Origin of the sequence: Shimia sp., from assembly GCF_965227725.1 — a bacterium.
In the GTDB taxonomy this organism is placed as follows: domain Bacteria; phylum Pseudomonadota; class Alphaproteobacteria; order Rhodobacterales; family Rhodobacteraceae; genus Shimia.
Window position 1 is genome coordinate 636,477 of sequence record NZ_CBDDGH010000005.1, and the last position, 16,701, is coordinate 653,177.

The 16,701-nt window shown below is 60.0% G+C and carries 11 protein-coding genes; 2 read left to right on the plus strand and 9 right to left on the minus strand.

Going from position 1 to position 16,701, the window contains the following annotated elements:
- Window positions 1–291 precede the first annotated feature (291 nt).
- On the plus strand, window positions 292–3,441 hold the full coding sequence (locus ACO07T_RS13360) for a calcium-binding protein (protein WP_422049822.1): 3,150 nt from the start codon (window positions 292–294) through the stop codon (window positions 3,439–3,441).
- A 24-nt stretch (window positions 3,442–3,465) separates the two neighbouring features.
- Here ACO07T_RS13360 and ACO07T_RS13365 read toward each other — a convergent pair whose 3' ends face one another.
- The 7 genes from ACO07T_RS13365 to ACO07T_RS13395 all read right to left on the minus strand — a co-directional run bounded on the left by ACO07T_RS13365 (window position 3,466) and on the right by ACO07T_RS13395 (window position 11,029).
- Entirely contained in the window at window positions 3,466–4,080 is a 615-nt protein-coding gene (locus ACO07T_RS13365; RefSeq protein WP_422050507.1) for a nucleotidyltransferase family protein, read from the minus strand.
- A 66-nt stretch (window positions 4,081–4,146) separates the two neighbouring features.
- Complete coding sequence (locus tag ACO07T_RS13370) at window positions 4,147–6,564, minus strand: GcvT family protein (RefSeq protein ID WP_422049823.1); 2,418 nt, start codon at window positions 6,562–6,564, stop codon at window positions 4,147–4,149.
- 226 nt (window positions 6,565–6,790) lie between these two features.
- Window positions 6,791–7,201: a Fur family transcriptional regulator gene (locus ACO07T_RS13375; RefSeq protein ID WP_209062882.1), complete on the minus strand. Its 411-nt coding sequence runs from the start codon at window positions 7,199–7,201 to the stop codon at window positions 6,791–6,793.
- A 103-nt stretch (window positions 7,202–7,304) separates the two neighbouring features.
- Complete coding sequence (locus ACO07T_RS13380) at window positions 7,305–8,147, minus strand: PhzF family phenazine biosynthesis protein (protein ID WP_422049824.1); 843 nt, start codon at window positions 8,145–8,147, stop codon at window positions 7,305–7,307.
- A 33-nt stretch (window positions 8,148–8,180) separates the two neighbouring features.
- Window positions 8,181–9,593 carry a protein adenylyltransferase SelO gene (locus tag ACO07T_RS13385; RefSeq protein ID WP_422049825.1) on the minus strand — a complete coding sequence of 471 codons (1,413 nt, stop codon included), beginning with the start codon at window positions 9,591–9,593 and terminating at the stop codon, window positions 8,181–8,183.
- 45 nt (window positions 9,594–9,638) lie between these two features.
- Window positions 9,639–10,091 (minus strand): GNAT family N-acetyltransferase, encoded by a 453-nt coding sequence (locus ACO07T_RS13390; protein WP_422049826.1) that lies wholly within the window; start codon window positions 10,089–10,091, stop codon window positions 9,639–9,641.
- Complete coding sequence (locus ACO07T_RS13395; protein ID WP_422049827.1) at window positions 10,088–11,029, minus strand: nucleoside hydrolase; 942 nt, start codon at window positions 11,027–11,029, stop codon at window positions 10,088–10,090. Before ACO07T_RS13395 ends, ACO07T_RS13390 begins: the two co-directional genes overlap by 4 nt.
- A 302-nt stretch (window positions 11,030–11,331) precedes the next feature.
- Here ACO07T_RS13395 and selD point away from each other — a divergent pair, with 302 nt between their 5' ends.
- Complete coding sequence (gene selD / locus ACO07T_RS13400; RefSeq protein WP_422049828.1) at window positions 11,332–13,533, plus strand: selenide, water dikinase SelD; 2,202 nt, start codon at window positions 11,332–11,334, stop codon at window positions 13,531–13,533.
- On the opposite strand, the gene mnmH is transcribed toward selD, so the two are convergent.
- Window positions 13,534–14,574, minus strand: coding sequence for a tRNA 2-selenouridine(34) synthase MnmH (mnmH, locus tag ACO07T_RS13405; protein ID WP_422049829.1), 1,041 nt, complete (start codon window positions 14,572–14,574; stop codon window positions 13,534–13,536).
- 86 nt (window positions 14,575–14,660) lie between these two features.
- Window positions 14,661–16,688 (minus strand): phenylacetic acid degradation bifunctional protein PaaZ, encoded by a 2,028-nt coding sequence (paaZ, locus tag ACO07T_RS13410; RefSeq protein ID WP_422049830.1) that lies wholly within the window; start codon window positions 16,686–16,688, stop codon window positions 14,661–14,663.
- Window positions 16,689–16,701: the final 13 nt, after the last annotated feature.

Below are 16,701 nucleotides of genomic sequence, written 5' to 3' on the forward strand. Positions count from 1 at the left end.
TTACAGTGACTTACGTCGAAAACCTGTCAAGTTTTTAGTTCTCTGCAAATTTGAGAGAACTTGAAAATTCAATGTTTTGGCTTCGTTAAGTGGAAAGTCCTACCAATAGAGGTGGGATTTGTAACGGCCTGGGAAGGCCTTATCGTGGGGACACAGTCATGTTTCTCAAGCAGTACAGCTTTGCCAAGAGCAAGCCGCATAGCCAGGACGCTATGCCCTTAGGCGGACGCATGGCCGCACAGCAGGTCGCAGGACGCGCCGCGCACTAATACTCAGTCTGAGGACAGTTTGATGCCTATCACCATTACTGTGGATCGCAGTAGTGCGCCAGTCGAAGTGCGCGCGGACATGTTTGGAGCCAACCTCCTTGGCACAACCAATGAGGTCAATGGCGTCCCCACAGACGAGTTTTCTGATGCCATTGATGTTCTGGGCTCCACAAGGCTGCGCTATCCCGGTGGCCGCGCTGCGAGCGAGAACATTATCGAGCTGGACCGCTCTGAAAGCGGCACGGACCAGCTGCGCGAAGATCTACGGAATTATCTCGACTGGGTGATGGAGACCGGAAACCGGACCACTTTGGTGGTGCCCGCGCTGTCACCTGAGAACGCCAATCAGCAGGATGTGCGCGATTGGGCCAACTTGATGCTGCAGTACATGGGCGACAAGGCGGAGCTGATTGTCGGGTATGAAATCGGCAATGAATTCTGGCAGCACATTGATGAGCGTGAATACGGCGAATACGCTCATGACATTGCACGTGGCCTGAGCGGAGCTTCGATCAATGGCTATCAGCCTGATATCTGGGTGCAGAGCTCCAATGTCGTCGGGGATGGCTCCAACTACAAAGGTGGCAGCTTTGGGAGCATTTCGGATGAAGATGCGATTGCGGCCATGCAGCATTGGGACCGCGACGTGCGGCCGGCGGATTGGTCTGACTCGCAATCTGGCGAAGACTACTATCGCAGCCTGAGCGGCTTTGAAAAACGCATCGTGAAGGGCAACCTTGAGCTCATCGAGCAGTTGGATGCGGACCGCGATATCACCAACGGCTTTCAGACAGACAGTGCCTCTGGTGCCGTCGACGGGGTGATTGCCCATTACTACTTTGATGATGAGGTGGACGGTTATGACCTCAGCCCGGCCGCAAGCCGTTCGGAGCTGAAGAACCTCGATCTGCGTCTGGCAACCTGGGAAGGGCTGATCCCTCAGGACCTTGATCTGCAGCTTACGGAATGGAACGTCGAAATCGGCCATTGGTCCTATCTCGGCCTGCGCGCGGCTGGCGCGATTGTGGAGCAATTCCACAGCATGGTGGAGCTGGGTGTCGATGGGGCGGATTTCTGGACCATCCGCCACAACACTGCCTCCGCGATTGCGGGCGGCAACAATGACGCTGGTCCGGTTGAACTGACCCCTGCGGGTGTCGCGCTGAAATTGATGACCGAGAGCCTGCACCCAGAGAACGGTGCGATGTATGCCGTCAGCCTGGGGGGCTTTGATCCGACGCAGTTGGAGGTGAATGCCTTTACCAACGGTTACCGGACGGTTGTCTATGTGACCTCCCACAGCGAAAATTTTGGCCAGGACTTTACGCTCGATCTGTCTGATCTTGCGGGTATGGCTGAAAGCTGGAGCGGGCGGCTGATCGGTTTTGACGCGGCAACCTCGGATGGTTTGAGCGACAATGCGGCTTATGATGAATATGGCGATCTGGCGTCGCGCAACCCGCGGCGGACCATTGATCAGGCTGAGCTGAATGCGCTGCGCGATGTTCTGGGAGATGCCTGGGATGACAGTCTGATCAAGACTGTTGACGGCGACGTCAAAACCTACCTGCCGCAGCCACAGGACATTCTGTTGCGCCCCGGTGTGTCGCGTGCAACCAGCCTGAATGATTTCTATTTCGCAACGGAAACCGATATCACGGGCACGATCACCGATGTCTCGCAGCAGGCGCTTGGCAGCGATGTTTCCAATCTGACGGCGACGCTCAATCCCTATGAGGTGATTGAAATCACCATCGTGCATGAAGATGTTATCTTCGGCACCAATTCCGCAGAAGTGCTGGAAGGTGGTGACGGCGAAGATGGCTTTGATGGCAGCGGCGGGGACGACTATATCAACGGGCGCGACGGGGATGATTTCCTGGTGGGCGGCACCGGCGATGACACCGTTATTGGGGGGCGCAACGACGACCGTTTGGAAGGGCGCGATGGTGCGGACCGGCTTTATGGCGGCAGCGGCGATGACCGGCTGATCGGCGGGGATGGCGATGACTACCTGCGCGATGAAAACGGTCGGGATGAGTTCGTCGGTGGCGCTGGCAATGACACGGCCTCTTACTGGGGGCACCACTACGGCGTTTATGTTGATCTGCACACCGGTAAGAACAACAGCTCGGATACTTATGACAGCATCGAAAATCTCTACGGATCCAATGAAGCCAATGACACGCTGGTGGGCAGCCGTGGTGACAATCTGCTCTACGGCGCTTTCGGGGATGACCGCCTCTATGGGCGCGCCGGGGACGACACGCTGAGAGGTGGCGATGGCGATGACTATCTGCGTGATGAGAACGGCCGGGATGTCTTTGAGGGCGGTGCCGGACAGGACACCGTGTCTTACTGGGGTCACAAATACGGTGTGGCGGCGAGCCTGACCACCGGCAAGAACACCAGTGGTGACACCTATGACAGCATTGAGCACCTGCTGGGCTCCAATATTGCGGACGACCGTTTCTACGGCAATGAGGTGGCAAACCGTTTGGACGGAGCTGGCGGCAATGACTCGCTGCATGGCTATGACGGGCATGACACGCTGATCGGCGGTGAAGGCACAGACCGGCTTTATGGCGGCGAGGGCAATGACCGGCTCGAAGGTGGCGCGGGCGATGACTATCTGCGCGACGATGACGGCAAGGATGTGTTTGACGGCGGTGAAGGCTTTGACACCGCCAGCTATTGGGGCCATGCGACTGGCGTGACTGCCAACCTGCAGACCGGCGAAAACTCCAGTTCTGACACCTATGTCAGCATCGAAGGGCTGGTGGGATCGCAAGAAGCCTCCGACCATCTGACCGGTGATGCGGGTGACAACTATATCCGTGGCGCGGCAGGCAACGATACGCTGATTGGCGGTGGTGGTGATGACACCTTGCGCGGCGATGCGGGCAATGACCGGATGACCGGTGGCATGGGCGTGGATGTGTTTGTCTTCCACAATGGCTTTGGCAGCGATGTGGTGACCGATTTTGACGTGGATGGCGACGCGGATGTTCTGGACTTCTCTGAGGTCACAGAGATCAAGAGCTTCTCCGATCTGATGTCAAATCACGCCAAGCAGAGCGGGGCTGATGTGGTGATCTCGCTGGGTAGCCACAATATCACTTTGGAAGATGTGCAGCTCAATGATCTGAGCAGCGACCACTTCCTGTTCTAAGAGTGCTGTTCTAAGATCTCTTCTCTAAGACCAGGGCGCGGCTTGGGTTTGATCCTGAGCCGCGCGCCAGTTTTCCCATTGCTCCGGTGTGTCCAGATCAATGAGGGCATGATCGCCGGGCAAGGGGATCAGTTTCACCACATCATGGTTGGCCTTAAGAATATCGCGCGCGCCGACATCGCCTGACAGTTTGCGCAGATCTTCAAAGAAGCGCCTGGGAAAGAGTACCGGATGGCCGGGTTTGTTAGTGCTGGTTGCCCCCCGCAGAATGGCCTCTGGCTCGTCTTGATGCGCGGCAGTGAGTGTTTGAAAATCCTCTGACGTGAGCTCTGGCATATCCGCAGGTAAGATCATCACGGCGCTGGTATGTTCCGGCAATGCCTCAATGCCGCCGCGCAGAGAGTGGGCCATGCCTTCACGTGCATCTGAAACTTCAACGATGCCGACGTCCAGACCGTCCAAAGCGTCGCAGCGCTGTGGTCTGTCAGTGGGCAAGGCAACCAGAACCTCTGCACCGGTCTTCATGGCCCGTAGAGCCAGAGTGCGCAGCAGCGGGGCGCCTTCTACCTCCTCCAGCGATTTGTCTCCGCCGCGCATGCGGGTTGAAGATCCTGCTGCAAGTATCAGTATCGAAATCATTTTCTTGAACAAGCACTCTCTTTGGGCGCCGCAGGTGTTGCGGCGCCTCTGTTTTCTAAGGCGATACTAGCCCCGCATGCGCGTGCCGTCTGCATCAAATGGCGGGGTGGTCATGATCTTCGCTGGGCGCATTTTTCCGAGGATTTCGATCTCGACCTCCAGATCATCGGTGACCTGTTTGGTGGGAACAAACCCGATGGCGATGGATTTCTGCGCGTGGTGTGAGTAGCCGCCGGATGTGCAGAAGCCAACCACCTCACCATCAAGCCAGATCGGCTCATAAGCGTGAACATCGGCGTCCTCTGCCTCTACCTCAAAGCAGCACAGTTTGCGGGTTGCACCTTCGGCTTTCTGCGCTTCCGCGGCTTCACGACCGATGAAAGCGCCTTCTTTCTTGAAGGAGATGAAGCGGTCCAATCCGGTTTCTGCGGCGGTGTAATCAGGGGAATATTCCGAAAGCCAGGAGCCGAAGAATTTGTCGAGCCGCAGAGACATCATTGCGCGCATGCCAAAGGGGCGCATGCCAAGCGGCTCTCCGGCTTCCCAAAGTGTGTTCCAGAGGGCGCGTTGTGCCATCGGATCGCAGTAGATCTCAAAACCCAGATCGCCGGTGTAGCTGACCCGCTGGACAATGCAGTCCGCCATGCCGATGGTCAGCGGCCGCACATCCATGAAGGTCATGTCTGAGATATCGCTGCGGGTGCAGGCCTGCAGGACCTCGCGGGCCTTGGGGCCAGCAATCTGGAAGCCTGTAAGGCGGTCGGAGACATTCTTGACCAGAACGCCTTCGGCCTCATTCTGCTCAAACCACCGCATGTGATAGGCCTGCGCGCCGTAAGAAGCGGTCAGCTGGAAGGCGTCTTCTGACAGGCAGGATACGGTGAAGTCGCCGATCAAGCGGCCTTTGTGGGACAGCATTGGGGTCAGGCTCAGGCGGCCCGGCTCTGGAATGCGGCCCGCCATGATCTTGTTGAGCCATTTGCGGGCATTTGGGCCGGTGACCATGTATTTTCCGAAGTTGTGGACTTCGTTGATGCCCACAGCTTCGCGCACGGCTTTGACCTCGCGCGCGGTGGCGTCAAAGGCGTTCGAGCGGCGGAAAGACGGGGTTTCATAGCGCGGCTCATCTCCTTCTGCGAAGTAGTTCACCACCTCAAGGCCAAACTGCTGCCCCCAGACGGCACCCTTTTTGTCAAACACGTCATACATCGGGGTCTGCCGGAACGGGCGCGCGGCGGGCAGTTCTTCGTTTGGATAGGAGACCGAGAAGCGGGTCTGGTAGTTTTCGATGACTTTCGGGCGCGTGTAGCCCGGTGTGATCCAATCGCCAAACCGCGCGCAATCCATGGCGAATGTGTCGCGCTCACATTCTCCTTCGACCATCCATTGCGCCAGCATCAGGCCAACGCCGCCGCCCTGGCTGAAACCGGCCATTACGGCACATGCGGACCAGTAGTTGCGCATGCCAGGTACGGGTCCGACAAGCGGGTTGCCGTCCGGGGCAAAAGTGAAGGGGCCGTGGATGACCGATTTCACACCCGCCGTCTGCAGAGCAGGGAAGCGGTTATAAGCAAAGGCAATGCTGTCTTCGATCTTGTCAAAATCATCCGGCAGCAGCTCATGACCAAAATCCCAAGGCGTGCCATCGACCGCCCAGGGGCGGCAGGGTTGCTCATAAAAGCCGATGCAGAGGCCGCGGCCTTCCTGACGGAAGTAGCTCTCTCCAGCGGGGTCCATCACATGCGGGTGCTCTTTGCCGTCCTGCATCATTTCGACAATCAAAGGCACATCTTCGGTGACGATGTATTGATGCTCCATCGGATGCAGCGGGAAATAGACACCGGCCATGGCCCCAACTTCGCGCGCCCAGAGGCCCGCCGCATTGACCACATGCTCCGCATGGATCGTGCCTTTGTCGGTGATCACATCCCAGGTGCCATCAGTGCGTTGTTTGGTGGCCAGAACCTTGGTGTGGGTCTGGATCGTTGCGCCACCAAGACGCGCGGCTTTGGCGTAGGCATGGGTGGTGCCGGAGGGGTCAAGGTGCCCGTCCAGCGGATCATAGAGCGCGCCGAGGATGCCCTCGATATTGGTGGCAGGGGCGAACTTCTGAATTTCTTCTGGTGTGAGGATTTCGGTGTCCAGCCCCATGAAACGATGCTTGGCCCGTTCGGCCAACAGCATGTCAAACCGGTCCTGATTGTCCGCCAGCGTCACGCCTCCGACGTGGTGCAGGCCGCAGGACATGCCGGTGAGCTCTTCAAGCTCCTTGTAGAGGTTGATTGTGTAGCCCTGAAGGGCCGCCATATTGGTGTCGCCGTTCAAGGTGTGAAAGCCGCCGGCAGCGTGCCATGTCGAACCAGAGGTCAGCTCATTGCGCTCCAGAAGCATGACGTCTGACCAGCCAAGCTTGGTCAGATGGTACAATACCGAGCAGCCAACAACGCCGCCCCCAATAACGGCCACGCGGGTGGTGGTCTCCATGGCGATCTCCCTCTTGTTGTTGGTTTCATCAAGCGAACAACGCAAACGCCCCGGCATGTCGGATTGCGACAGAAAGTGTCGTATCTGGATTTTGAGGGCTCACGATCTTTGGCGGTGCCGATTGGGCGCGGTCTGCTTTGTTGGTTGTCTGCCCAAACAAAAAGGCCCGCTGCAGCGCAACGGACCTGATCCCCTCAGAGGGGGTAAATCTATGCCGGAAGGGCAGCTATTTCTTGATCGGAACTCCGTAGAGCTCCAGCCGATGGCCCTTGAGCGCATAGCCGAGCTTTTCCGCGATCTTTTCCTGAAGCGCTTCGATCTCCGGATCGACAAATTCAATGACCTCGCCGGAGTTGATGTCAATCAGGTGATCATGATGGGCGCGCTCCGCATCCTCATAACGCGCGCGGCCGTCGCCAAACTCATGTTTGTCAAGGATGCCCGCTTCTTCAAAGAGTTTCACGGTGCGGTAGACGGTGGCCAGTGAAATGCCGGAATCGCGCGCCGAAGCGCGGGCATAGAGCTCTTCGACATCGGGGTGGTCATCACAGTCCTGTAAAACGGCCGCGATGGTCCTGCGTTGTCCTGTCATGCGTAAGCCTTTGGCTTCGCAGCGTTCTATGATGGTGTCGCCCATGATCGCCCGTTTTGGATGCCTTGTTTTTCTGGCTTTCCTGTCTATCCAAAGACGTCATCAAATTCCACAGCAATTTGCCAAGATTTCTGGGGAAAACTCCGGATTAGAGGGTCAGATTTCCTGACATGACCCGCACGGCGCTTCCTGCGACGGTCACGCCTGCACTGTCGGCGCGCACGGAGATCTCGCTGCGCCGTCCCATGTCTTCGCCCTGTACGATGGAGAGCGACACCGGCGCGCCTTCGATGCGATGGAGCAAAGCGCCAAGGGTGGCACAAGCGCTGCCGGTGGCGGGGTCTTCGGGAATATTGTCCAGCGGGGCAAACATGCGGGCATCGACATGGTTGCCGTCGCGCACATAGGCAAATTGCGCAAAATCAAGGCCGGAGGGGTGTTTGTCGTTGCCTTCCCGAAAGGCGGCAATGTCCGTGGTCAGGTTGGCGAGCACCTCACGGGATTTGAGCTGTGTGATTGTGAAGGGCAGTCCAAGAGAGGCCATGACGGGCGGATGGGTGGCAAAGACGATGTTTTCGGTGCGGGTGCCAAGTGCTGCGGCGACCAGCGCGGGGTCAGGCTCGGCCTGCAAATCCAGCGCTGCGGTGGTGACGAACTCTGCATGTCGTCCGTTGATCTTGCAGGCAACGGGGCCGATGCCGAGCTCCAGCGTCAGATCTCCCTGGGCGCCTTCATCAGCGAGCGCGAGCGCGGTGCCAACAACCGGATGCCCTGCGAAGGGGATTTCCATGGTCGGCGTGAAAATGCGAACCTTTGCAGTGTGTTGCGCCTCATTTGGCGGGTAAACGAAGGTCGTTTCAGAGAAGTTGAATTCGCGGGCGATCTCTTGGAGCTGATCTTCGGCGAGCGTTGTCGCGTCGGGGATCACCGCCAAAGGGTTGCCGCCAAAGGGCGCTTCGGTGAAGACGTCATAGACAAAATACTTGGTCATAAAGAGCCCTTTGTGTTTGCTTTTTAAGCGTGTTCAGGTGCCGCAAAAGGTGTGTGTGACGACCTCTTCCGGTTCTGGAGGTGCGGTGAGGTCGGCAAATTCATCAATGACCTCAAAGGGCTGCGCCAGTGCGGCGTGCAGCCTGTGAAACGGAGCATAGTCACCCTGAAGCGCGGCCTGAATGAGCGCTTCGATGCGGTGGTTGCGCGGGATGCGCACCGGGTTGGCCGCAGCCATGGTGGCTTTGTGATCAATGGTTTCCGCCTCTAGGCGACGCTGCCATCTGCTGTGCCAGTCCTGGAAGGTGTCGTTGGCACCAAGAGAGGAATCGGTGGCAGTTCCATCGGTTAGAACTCTGAAGCTATTGGTGAAATCGACCTTGGTGTCGGTCATGATTTCAAGCAGGTCCGCAATCAGATCTTCATCCTCGGCGACAACATCCGTGATGCCAAGCTTGGCGGCAAAACGGCTGCGCCATCCGGTGCGGATCATCTCGGGCATGGCGTGCACCAGCTTGGTGAATTCCTGCACAGCGGCGTCGGAATTGCCTTCCAACGGAAGCAGCGCGGTGGCCAGCTGTGCCATGTTCCAAGCGGCGATTTCCGGTTGATTTCCATAGGCATAGCGGCCGTAGTGGTCGATGGAGGAGAACACTTTTCCGGGGTGGAACGCATCCATGAAGGCGCAGGGGCCATAGTCGATAGTCTCACCCGCTATGCTGCAGTTGTCGGTGTTCATCACCCCATGAATGAAGCCGAGCGCCATCCAATGCGCCACCAGTGCGGCTTGGCGTGCGATGACGGCTGCCAGAAATTCCGCAGGGCTCGAAGCCTCAGGATAGTGGCGCGCGCAGGAATAGCTCATAAGGGATTGAAGTCCCTCAATATCCTGACGGGCAGCGAGGACCTGAAAGGTGCCGACACGGATGTGGCTGCTGGCCACGCGGGTGAGGATGCCACCGGGTTGTGGGCGTTCGCGAAAGACGGTTTCACCGGTTTCCACGGCGGCAAGCGCGCGGGTGGTTGGAACGCCAAAGGCATGCATGGCCTCAGACACAATATACTCGCGCAGAACGGGGCCGAGCCAAGAGCGACCATCGCCGCGACGGGAGAAAGGCGTCTTGCCAGAACCCTTAAGTTGAATGTCGTAACCGTTTGATTCCCCTAAGAGAACCGCACGACCGTCGCCCAGTTGCGGGTTCCAGTTGCCAAACTGATGGCCGGCATAAAGCTGTGCGATCGGGTCTGAGCCTTCCGGCAGTTGGGTGCCGGAAAAAACCTGCGCGAGTTCTGCCTCGTCCGTGTCTTCGGTGATGCCCAGTTCCGTACCAAGGGACGCGTTATAGGCGATCAATTTGGGCGCTCGGACCGGGGTGGGTTTCTGGCGGGCAAACAGGCGATCAGGAAGATCGACATAGCTGTTTTCAAAGGGAATATGCAGGCTCATAGAGGCAAGATAATCCGCCCGCTCCAGAAATCCAGAGGCTTTGCGTCAGCGTTTCGCGCGGGTCATCAAAGCGAAGCGGTCACGCCGCGTGAACCCTGCGCGCTCATAGAGCTTCTGCGTGGAGGAATCTTCGCGATCCACTTCGATATGAAACGCAGTTATGCCATTGTTTTCAAGCGCTTCACAGATGTTGTAAAGCGCGCTGGAGGCCATGCCACGGCCGCGCACATTGGGGCGGATGTAGAATTCATCGATGGCGGCGTCCATTCCGGCAAACTCCACTGACCAGCTAAAGGTCACCACAAGATAGCCAACCGGGGCGCGGCGCGGGCCGATCAGATAGGCGCTTCCGTAGGGCGAGCCATTTAGCAGCGGCACCAGCGCATCGGCGCGCTTTTCTGGTGAGCTCGCCATGTGTATTTCAGCATGAAATGCGGCCACAAGCGCGTCGAGGCGGTGAAAATCTGCCTCGGTGGCGAGATGTACGGCGCCGCTCATAGACGTGCGAGCCGTTCTGTGAGCAGGCCGAAGAAGCCGTCAGCATCCACATCGCCGATGAACAGCGCATTGGGTTTGCGGTCGGTGACGCCCCACCAATCGGCCACGGTCATGCCCATGGTCAGTTCAGACTGGGTTTCGATCTCCACATTGATGTGGCGGCCGGTGAACAGATCGGGGTTGATCAGGTAGGCGGTGACGCAGGGATCGTGCAGCGGTGCGCCTTCGGAGCCGTATTTCTCGCGGTCAAAACGTTCAAAGAAATCAGTCATTTCCGCAACTGCGACACCGGCTTTGGTGCCCAGCGCGCGGAAGGCGTCATTGCGCGGTTTGGTCACCAGTGCCTTATGGGTGACATCGAGCGGCATGACCACAATAGGAACGCCGGATTTGAACACGATATCAGCGGCTTGCGGGTCCACATATATGTTGAACTCGGCTGCGGGCGTGATGTTGCCCACCTCAAAATAGGCACCGCCCATCAGGACAATTTCCTGAACCTTTTCAACGATATCAGGCGCTTTCTCAAAGGCGGTCGCGATATTGGTGAGCGGGCCAAGCGGGCAGAGCGTGACCGTGCCAGCTTCATGTGCGCGCAGGGTTTCGATAATGAAATCAACGCCGTGCATGTCCTGAAGCGGCATTTCAGGATCGGGAAGCACGGGGCCGTTGAGGCCGGTTTCGCCGTGCACATGCTCCGCAGTCACCAGAACGCGACCCATTGGGCGCTCACATCCGGCGAATACCTTTACGTCGGATTTGCCTGCTAACTCACAGACAATACGCGCATTTTTGGCAGTCAGAGAGAGCGGCACGTTGCCAGCAACGGCAGTGATGCCGAGAACGTCGATCTCCTCGGGGCTGGCCAGCGCCAGCAGAATGGCGACGGCGTCGTCTTGCCCGGGGTCCGTGTCGATGATGATCTTGCGCGCGCTCATAGCCGTCCTCTTTGATGGTTGAGAGCGCACACTTACAATGTGGGCAGGCGATGTCTAGCGGCCATGGCGCTGGCGGGGTTAATTCTTTACCGTTCGGTCGAAATCCGCTCATTTTCGGCTTCGGTATCGCGTCGGTATTGCGGCTGTATCGTGGAGGTGCCGTTTTGCGCCGCATTGCAGCGCAACACCGCGCAACAGGCAGGTTTTTCGTCGCCGTAAATCACGTTTTGGTAGAAGGGTGTTACAGGGCTCTGGCTTGGGGTATCCAAGGGCAAATTGGACGGATGAGGCGCAGAGACAGAATGCCGATGACTGCTGACAGGATGCTGACCCGCGATCTGGTTCTGGTGGGGGGCGGCCATGCCCATGCGCTGCTGTTGCGTATGTGGGGGATGCAGCCGGTGGCCGGTGTGCAAGTGACGCTGATCAATCCCGGAGCGACGGCGCCTTATTCGGGGATGTTGCCGGGGCATATTGCCGGGCACTACAGCCGGGAGGCGCTGGATATTGATCTGGTGAAGCTGGCGGCATGGGCCGGAGTTCGGCTGATCGATGGGGCGGCGACCTCGATTGATCCGACCGCGCGCGTTGTGACGGTTGAAGATGCCATCCTTGGAACGCGCGAAATCCCCTACGATGTTGCGTCGCTGGACGTGGGGCTGCATGCGGTCACGCCTCATATTTCCGGATTTGCCAAATACGGCGTCGGCGCGAAGCCCTTGGGGCTCTATGCCGACAGATGGGCGGGGTTCCTCAAGCAGGTCGAGATGGGACAGGCCGAGGGCCGTGTGGCGGTGATAGGCGGCGGGGTCGCCGGATCGGAGCTGGCAATGGCGATGGCGCACAACCTGCGCCAGATCGGTCGACCAGGCGGGGTGCATCTGATTGAGGCAGGCGCAAGGCTTGGCACTGGGGTGCCGGGAGCGGATGCGCCGTTGCGTGCGGCCATGTCCGCGCTTGGCATCACGGTGCATGTGAATGCGAAGGTGAGCCAGGTGCGTGCGGATGCGGTGGCCTTGAAAGGTGCTGCGGATGTGACCTCTGAGTTCACCGTGGCCACCGCGGGTGGTTTTGCCCATGACTGGGTCGCGGGCTCCGGGCTTCCCTGTGACGCCGATGGCTTTGTGCAGGTGGATGACCGGCTGTTGGTTGAGGGGCAGGAAGATCTGTTTGCCGTAGGTGATTGCGCGCATCTGCTGGCGTCGCCGCGCCCCAAGGCCGGGGTGTTTGCGGTGCGGGCCGCGCCGGTTCTTCTGGCCAATATTCGCGCTGCGCTGACCGGGGGCAGCTATGAGAGGTTCCGTCCGCAGGGAGATTACCTGAAGCTGATCTCTCTGGGGGGCAAAGAGGCGATGGCTGCGAAATGGGGTCGCGTGCTGCGCGGCCCGGCCAAGACGCTGTGGACCCTCAAGGATGGGATCGACCAGAAATTCATGCGCCAGTTTGACGAGCTGCCAAACATGGCGCCTGTTGCCAAAGCTGAGCTGGTGGCGCAGGGCGGACCGTCGCTGGGTGCGGATCAGATGTTGTGCGGCGGCTGTGGGGCCAAAGTGGCACCCAAGCAATTGGCGCAGGCCGTGGCAGCCTTGCCAGCGGGCACGCGCGAGGATGTGTTGAGCGGGCCGGGAGATGATGCGGCGGTTTTGCGGATGGGCGCGGCGCGTCAGGTGATTTCCGTCGACCATCTGCGCGGCTTTATTCAAGATCCCGGGCTGATGGCGCGGATTGCAGCGGTACATGCTTTGGGAGATGTCTGGGCAATGGGGGCTGCGCCGCAGTCTGCGCTGTTGTCCGTGACGCTGCCGCGCATGACACCAGAGCTGCAGGCGCGGGCCATGGCGGAGGTGATGCAGCAAACCGATGTGGTGGTGCGACAGGCGGGCGCCGAGATTGTCGGCGGGCATTCGACCATGGGTGCTGAGCTGAGCATTGGCCTGACCGTCACAGGGTTGCTCGATGTCGCGCCGATCACGGTGGCGGGTGCGAAAGCCGGGGATCGTTTGATCCTGACGCGGCCCATCGGGTCCGGCACGCTGCTGGCGGCGATGATGCAAGGCAAAGCGCAGGGGGCGGATGTGACCGCCGCGCTGGCGCAGATGGCACAGCCGCAGGGAGATGCGGCGGCGATCCTTCGGGGTGCCCATGCGATGACGGATGTCACGGGCTTTGGCCTTGCCGGTCACTTGATGGCGATTTGCAAAGCCTCCGAAGTGGCGGCGGAGCTCGATCTGGCCGCGGTGCCGGTTTATGCTGGTGCCGAGGCGCTGGCAGCCGCAGGGCACCGCAGCACGATTTACAACGACAACGCCGCGCATACGACGGTGTTTGGCGGGGAAAGCCCACGGGCGGTGTTGCTGCATGATCCGCAGACGGCGGGTGGCCTGTTGGCGGCGGTGAAGGCGGAAGAAGCGGCTGGCTTGGTGGTGCAGTTGCGCGCGCTGGGGCATGACGCGGCGGTGATTGGCACCCTCACGGAGGGCGGGCCCTCGATTACTCTGATCTGATCACTCCGCAGCGATCAGATCGGCGGCGGTGGCGGCCAGCGTATCCTCAGACAGATCTTGCAGGGCGATCTCCTTGGCGGCCGGCGCATGCCCGCGGCTGATGCGGGCGTAGCGCGGGTCGTAGTGGGTTGTCACCAGAGCCTGAATGAGGGGAGCAAAGTCGCGAGCCTGCGCCAAGGCTTGCCACTGTTGCACGGTTTCATGGCCGTGATAGCGGGTCAGCTGGCTGAGCACATCGGCGAGTTTTGCGCTGTCTTCCAGCATGTCGGGATAGGCGGTCATCAGGTGGGTGACGCGGGCCTGCAAGGGGGCGGTGAGGCGCAGATTGGGCGCGGCGATCATGGCCTGCCAGAGGGCTGGCGGGATGATCAGGCGGCCAATCTTGGAGCTTTCGGCCTCCACATAGACCGGACAGTCCGGCTTGAGCGCGGCGAGGCCCATGGCCAGCTGGCTTTCAAAGGCTTTCTGGCTCGGTTGAGCTTCTGAGATTGGGCCAAAGAGCGAGCCGCGATGGGCGGCCATCGCCTCCAGATCGAGCGTTTGGGCGCCTTGGGCCGCGAGGTGGTGCAAAAGACGGGTTTTGGCCGTGCCTGTGCCGCCGTCGATCACCACCACAGGGCAAGGCATCGTGCCATCATACAGCGCCTTTGAGACCAGACGGCGATAGGCCTGATAGCCGCCCTCCAGCGTGTCCGCGCGCCAGCCAATTTGTTTGAGGATGATGGCCACGGAGCCTGAGCGCTGGCCGCCGCGCCAGCAATAAACCAAGGGTTTGTAGCTGCCTTCGCGATCGGCCAGCGGGCCTTCAAGATGGGCGGCCATATTGCGCGACACCAACGCCGCCCCGATTTTGCGGGCTTTGAACGGGTCTTCCTGCACGTAGATGGTGCCGACGCGGGCGCGTTCCTCATTGGAAAGCGCAGGCAGGTTAATCGCGCCGGGCATGTGATCCTCGGCAAACTCGGCTGGGGAGCGCACATCGATGACCTCGTCAAACGGCAGGGCGGCGAGGTCGGCAAGCTGGGTGAGCGCGAGGGGCATGGGCGGCTCCGAGGTGGTTGCAGGCCAAGGGGTAGCGCGCCGCATGCCTTTGAACAAGCGGCTTATTGCGGCCCATTGGCGGGCCTCTAGTAGGCGACCATGGTCAGGAGCTCATATTCGGCCACCGGCTCATCATCCTGATTGGTGAGGCGCACGTGCCAGCGGACCTCTCCGTAGTCGTCATTGCGCTTGGTTTTCTGCTTCACCGTAAGCGCGACCTTGATGCTGTCGCCCGGCACCACCGGTTTCATGAAGCGCAGGTTATCAAGGCCGGTGTTTGCGAGCACGGGGCCTTCGTTGGGCTCAACAAAGAGACCGGCGGCGAAGGACAGCAGGAGATAGCCGTGGGCGACGCGGCCGGGGAAGAACGGATTTCGGGCGGCGGCGGCCTCATCCATGTGGGCATAGAAGGTGTCGCCGGTGAAATGGGCAAAGTGTTCAATGTCCTCAAGCGACACTTCGCGGGACTCTGTGTGCAGGGTTTCCCCGATCTGCAGTTCTCCAAAGCGGCGGGTGAACGGGTGGGCAGGCGCGGGCTGTTGCGCGACCCCGGGCACCCACTGGCCGGTGATTTTGGCGAGCATGTCAGGGCTGCCCTGAATGGCGGTGCGCTGCATGTAGTGTTTGACCGCGCGGATGCCGCCCAGTTCTTCGCCGCCGCCAGCGCGCCCGGGGCCGCCATGTGTCATATGGGGCAGGGGCGCGCCATGCCCTGTGGCCTCGGCCATGCTGTCGCGGTTGTTGATGTAGATGCGGCCATTATAGGCTGCGCTGCCCAGCGCGACGTCGCGGGCGATATCCGTATCATGTGTGATGAGTGAGGTGACCAGCGAGCCTTGTCCCTTATTGGCTAGTGCAATGGCGTGGTCGAGCGTGCGGTAGCTCATGATGGTGGAGACCGGACCGAAGGCTTCGGTGCCGTGGGCATGGGTGGCAGTGTCCGGATCGGAGCAGTGAAACAGCATGGGCGGCACAAAAGCGCCCTTGGCGAGGTCACTGGCAAGTTCCATGTTTCCAGCCCCGTCAAACACCTGTTCACATTCGGTGGCGAGAAGCGCGGCCTTGGCATGCACATCACGTTTCTGCGCGGCGGAGACCAAGGCCCCCATCTGTGTGTTGGGGGCGCGGGGGTCTCCGATCAGGGTGTCGGCCAAGCGCTGGCTGAGCGCGTCGATCACGCTTTCCGTCGCGCTTTCCGGCACGATGATGCGGCGGATGGCGGTACATTTCTGCCCCGCTTTGGTGGTCATTTCCTGCGCGGCCTCTTTGATGAAAAGGTCAAATTCCGGCGTGCCCACTGTGGCGTCCGGCCCAAGGATGGAGGCATTGAGGCTGTCGGCCTCTGCCGTGAATCGGGTTGAGTTCTGCAAAATCAGCGGGTTGGAGCGCAGTTTTAATGCGGTCTGTGCGGAGCCGGTGAAGGCCACAGCATCCTGACAGCTGAGATGATCGAGCATGTCGCCAAGTCCGCCGGAGACCAGTTGCACAGCGCCTTCAGGGAGAATGCCGCTGTCGATGATGAGACGCACGCAAAGCTCGGTGACATAGCAGCTGGCGGTGGCGGGTTTCACAATGGCGGGCACACCGGCCAAAAGCGTGGGGGCGAGTTTTTCAAGCATGCCCCAAACCGGAAAGTTGAAGGCGTTGATGTGGATCGCGACGCCTTGCAGGGGCGTGCAGATGTGCTGGCCTAGAAAGCTGCCGTTGCGGGAGAGTTGCTCGACTTCGCCATCGGGATAGACCGTGCTGTCGGGCATCTCGCGGCGGCCTTTGGAGGCGTAGACCAGCATGGTGCCGATGCCGCCGTCGATGTCGATCAGGTGATCGGTTTGTGTGGCTCCGGTGTGAAAGGAGAGATCATAGAGCGCCTGCCGGTGTTCGCGCAGATGCAAGGCTAACGCCTTGAGCATGCGGGCGCGGTCATGGAAGGTCATTTGGCGTAAGGCTGCGCCGCCGGTCTTGCGGGCGTAAGACAGCATCAACTGAACATCGAGCGTGTCATTGCCCGCAGTTGCGAAAGGCGCGCCGGTGATCGCGCAGTCAATTGCGCGCGCGGCGCTGTTTGGTGCAATCCACTGGCCTGCGGCGAAACTTGCCACCTGATGAATGGACATGGCTGCCCCTCCC

Bases quoted from the DNA above. Each gene is read 5' to 3' on its own strand.
- ACO07T_RS13360 (WP_422049822.1), top strand. From the start codon at position 292: ATGCCTATCACCATTACTGTGGATCGCAGTAGTGCGCCAGTCGAAGTG.
- ACO07T_RS13365 (WP_422050507.1), bottom strand. From the start codon at position 4,080: ATGATTTCGATACTGATACTTGCAGCAGGATCTTCAACCCGCATGCGC.
- ACO07T_RS13370 (WP_422049823.1), bottom strand. From the start codon at position 6,564: ATGGAGACCACCACCCGCGTGGCCGTTATTGGGGGCGGCGTTGTTGGC.
- ACO07T_RS13375 (WP_209062882.1), bottom strand. From the start codon at position 7,201: ATGGGCGACACCATCATAGAACGCTGCGAAGCCAAAGGCTTACGCATG.
- ACO07T_RS13380 (WP_422049824.1), bottom strand. From the start codon at position 8,147: ATGACCAAGTATTTTGTCTATGACGTCTTCACCGAAGCGCCCTTTGGC.
- ACO07T_RS13385 (WP_422049825.1), bottom strand. From the start codon at position 9,593: ATGAGCCTGCATATTCCCTTTGAAAACAGCTATGTCGATCTTCCTGAT.
- ACO07T_RS13390 (WP_422049826.1), bottom strand. From the start codon at position 10,091: ATGAGCGGCGCCGTACATCTCGCCACCGAGGCAGATTTTCACCGCCTC.
- ACO07T_RS13395 (WP_422049827.1), bottom strand. From the start codon at position 11,029: ATGAGCGCGCGCAAGATCATCATCGACACGGACCCCGGGCAAGACGAC.
- selD (WP_422049828.1), top strand. From the start codon at position 11,332: ATGCCGATGACTGCTGACAGGATGCTGACCCGCGATCTGGTTCTGGTG.
- mnmH (WP_422049829.1), bottom strand. From the start codon at position 14,574: ATGCCCCTCGCGCTCACCCAGCTTGCCGACCTCGCCGCCCTGCCGTTT.
- paaZ (WP_422049830.1), bottom strand. From the start codon at position 16,688: ATGTCCATTCATCAGGTGGCAAGTTTCGCCGCAGGCCAGTGGATTGCA.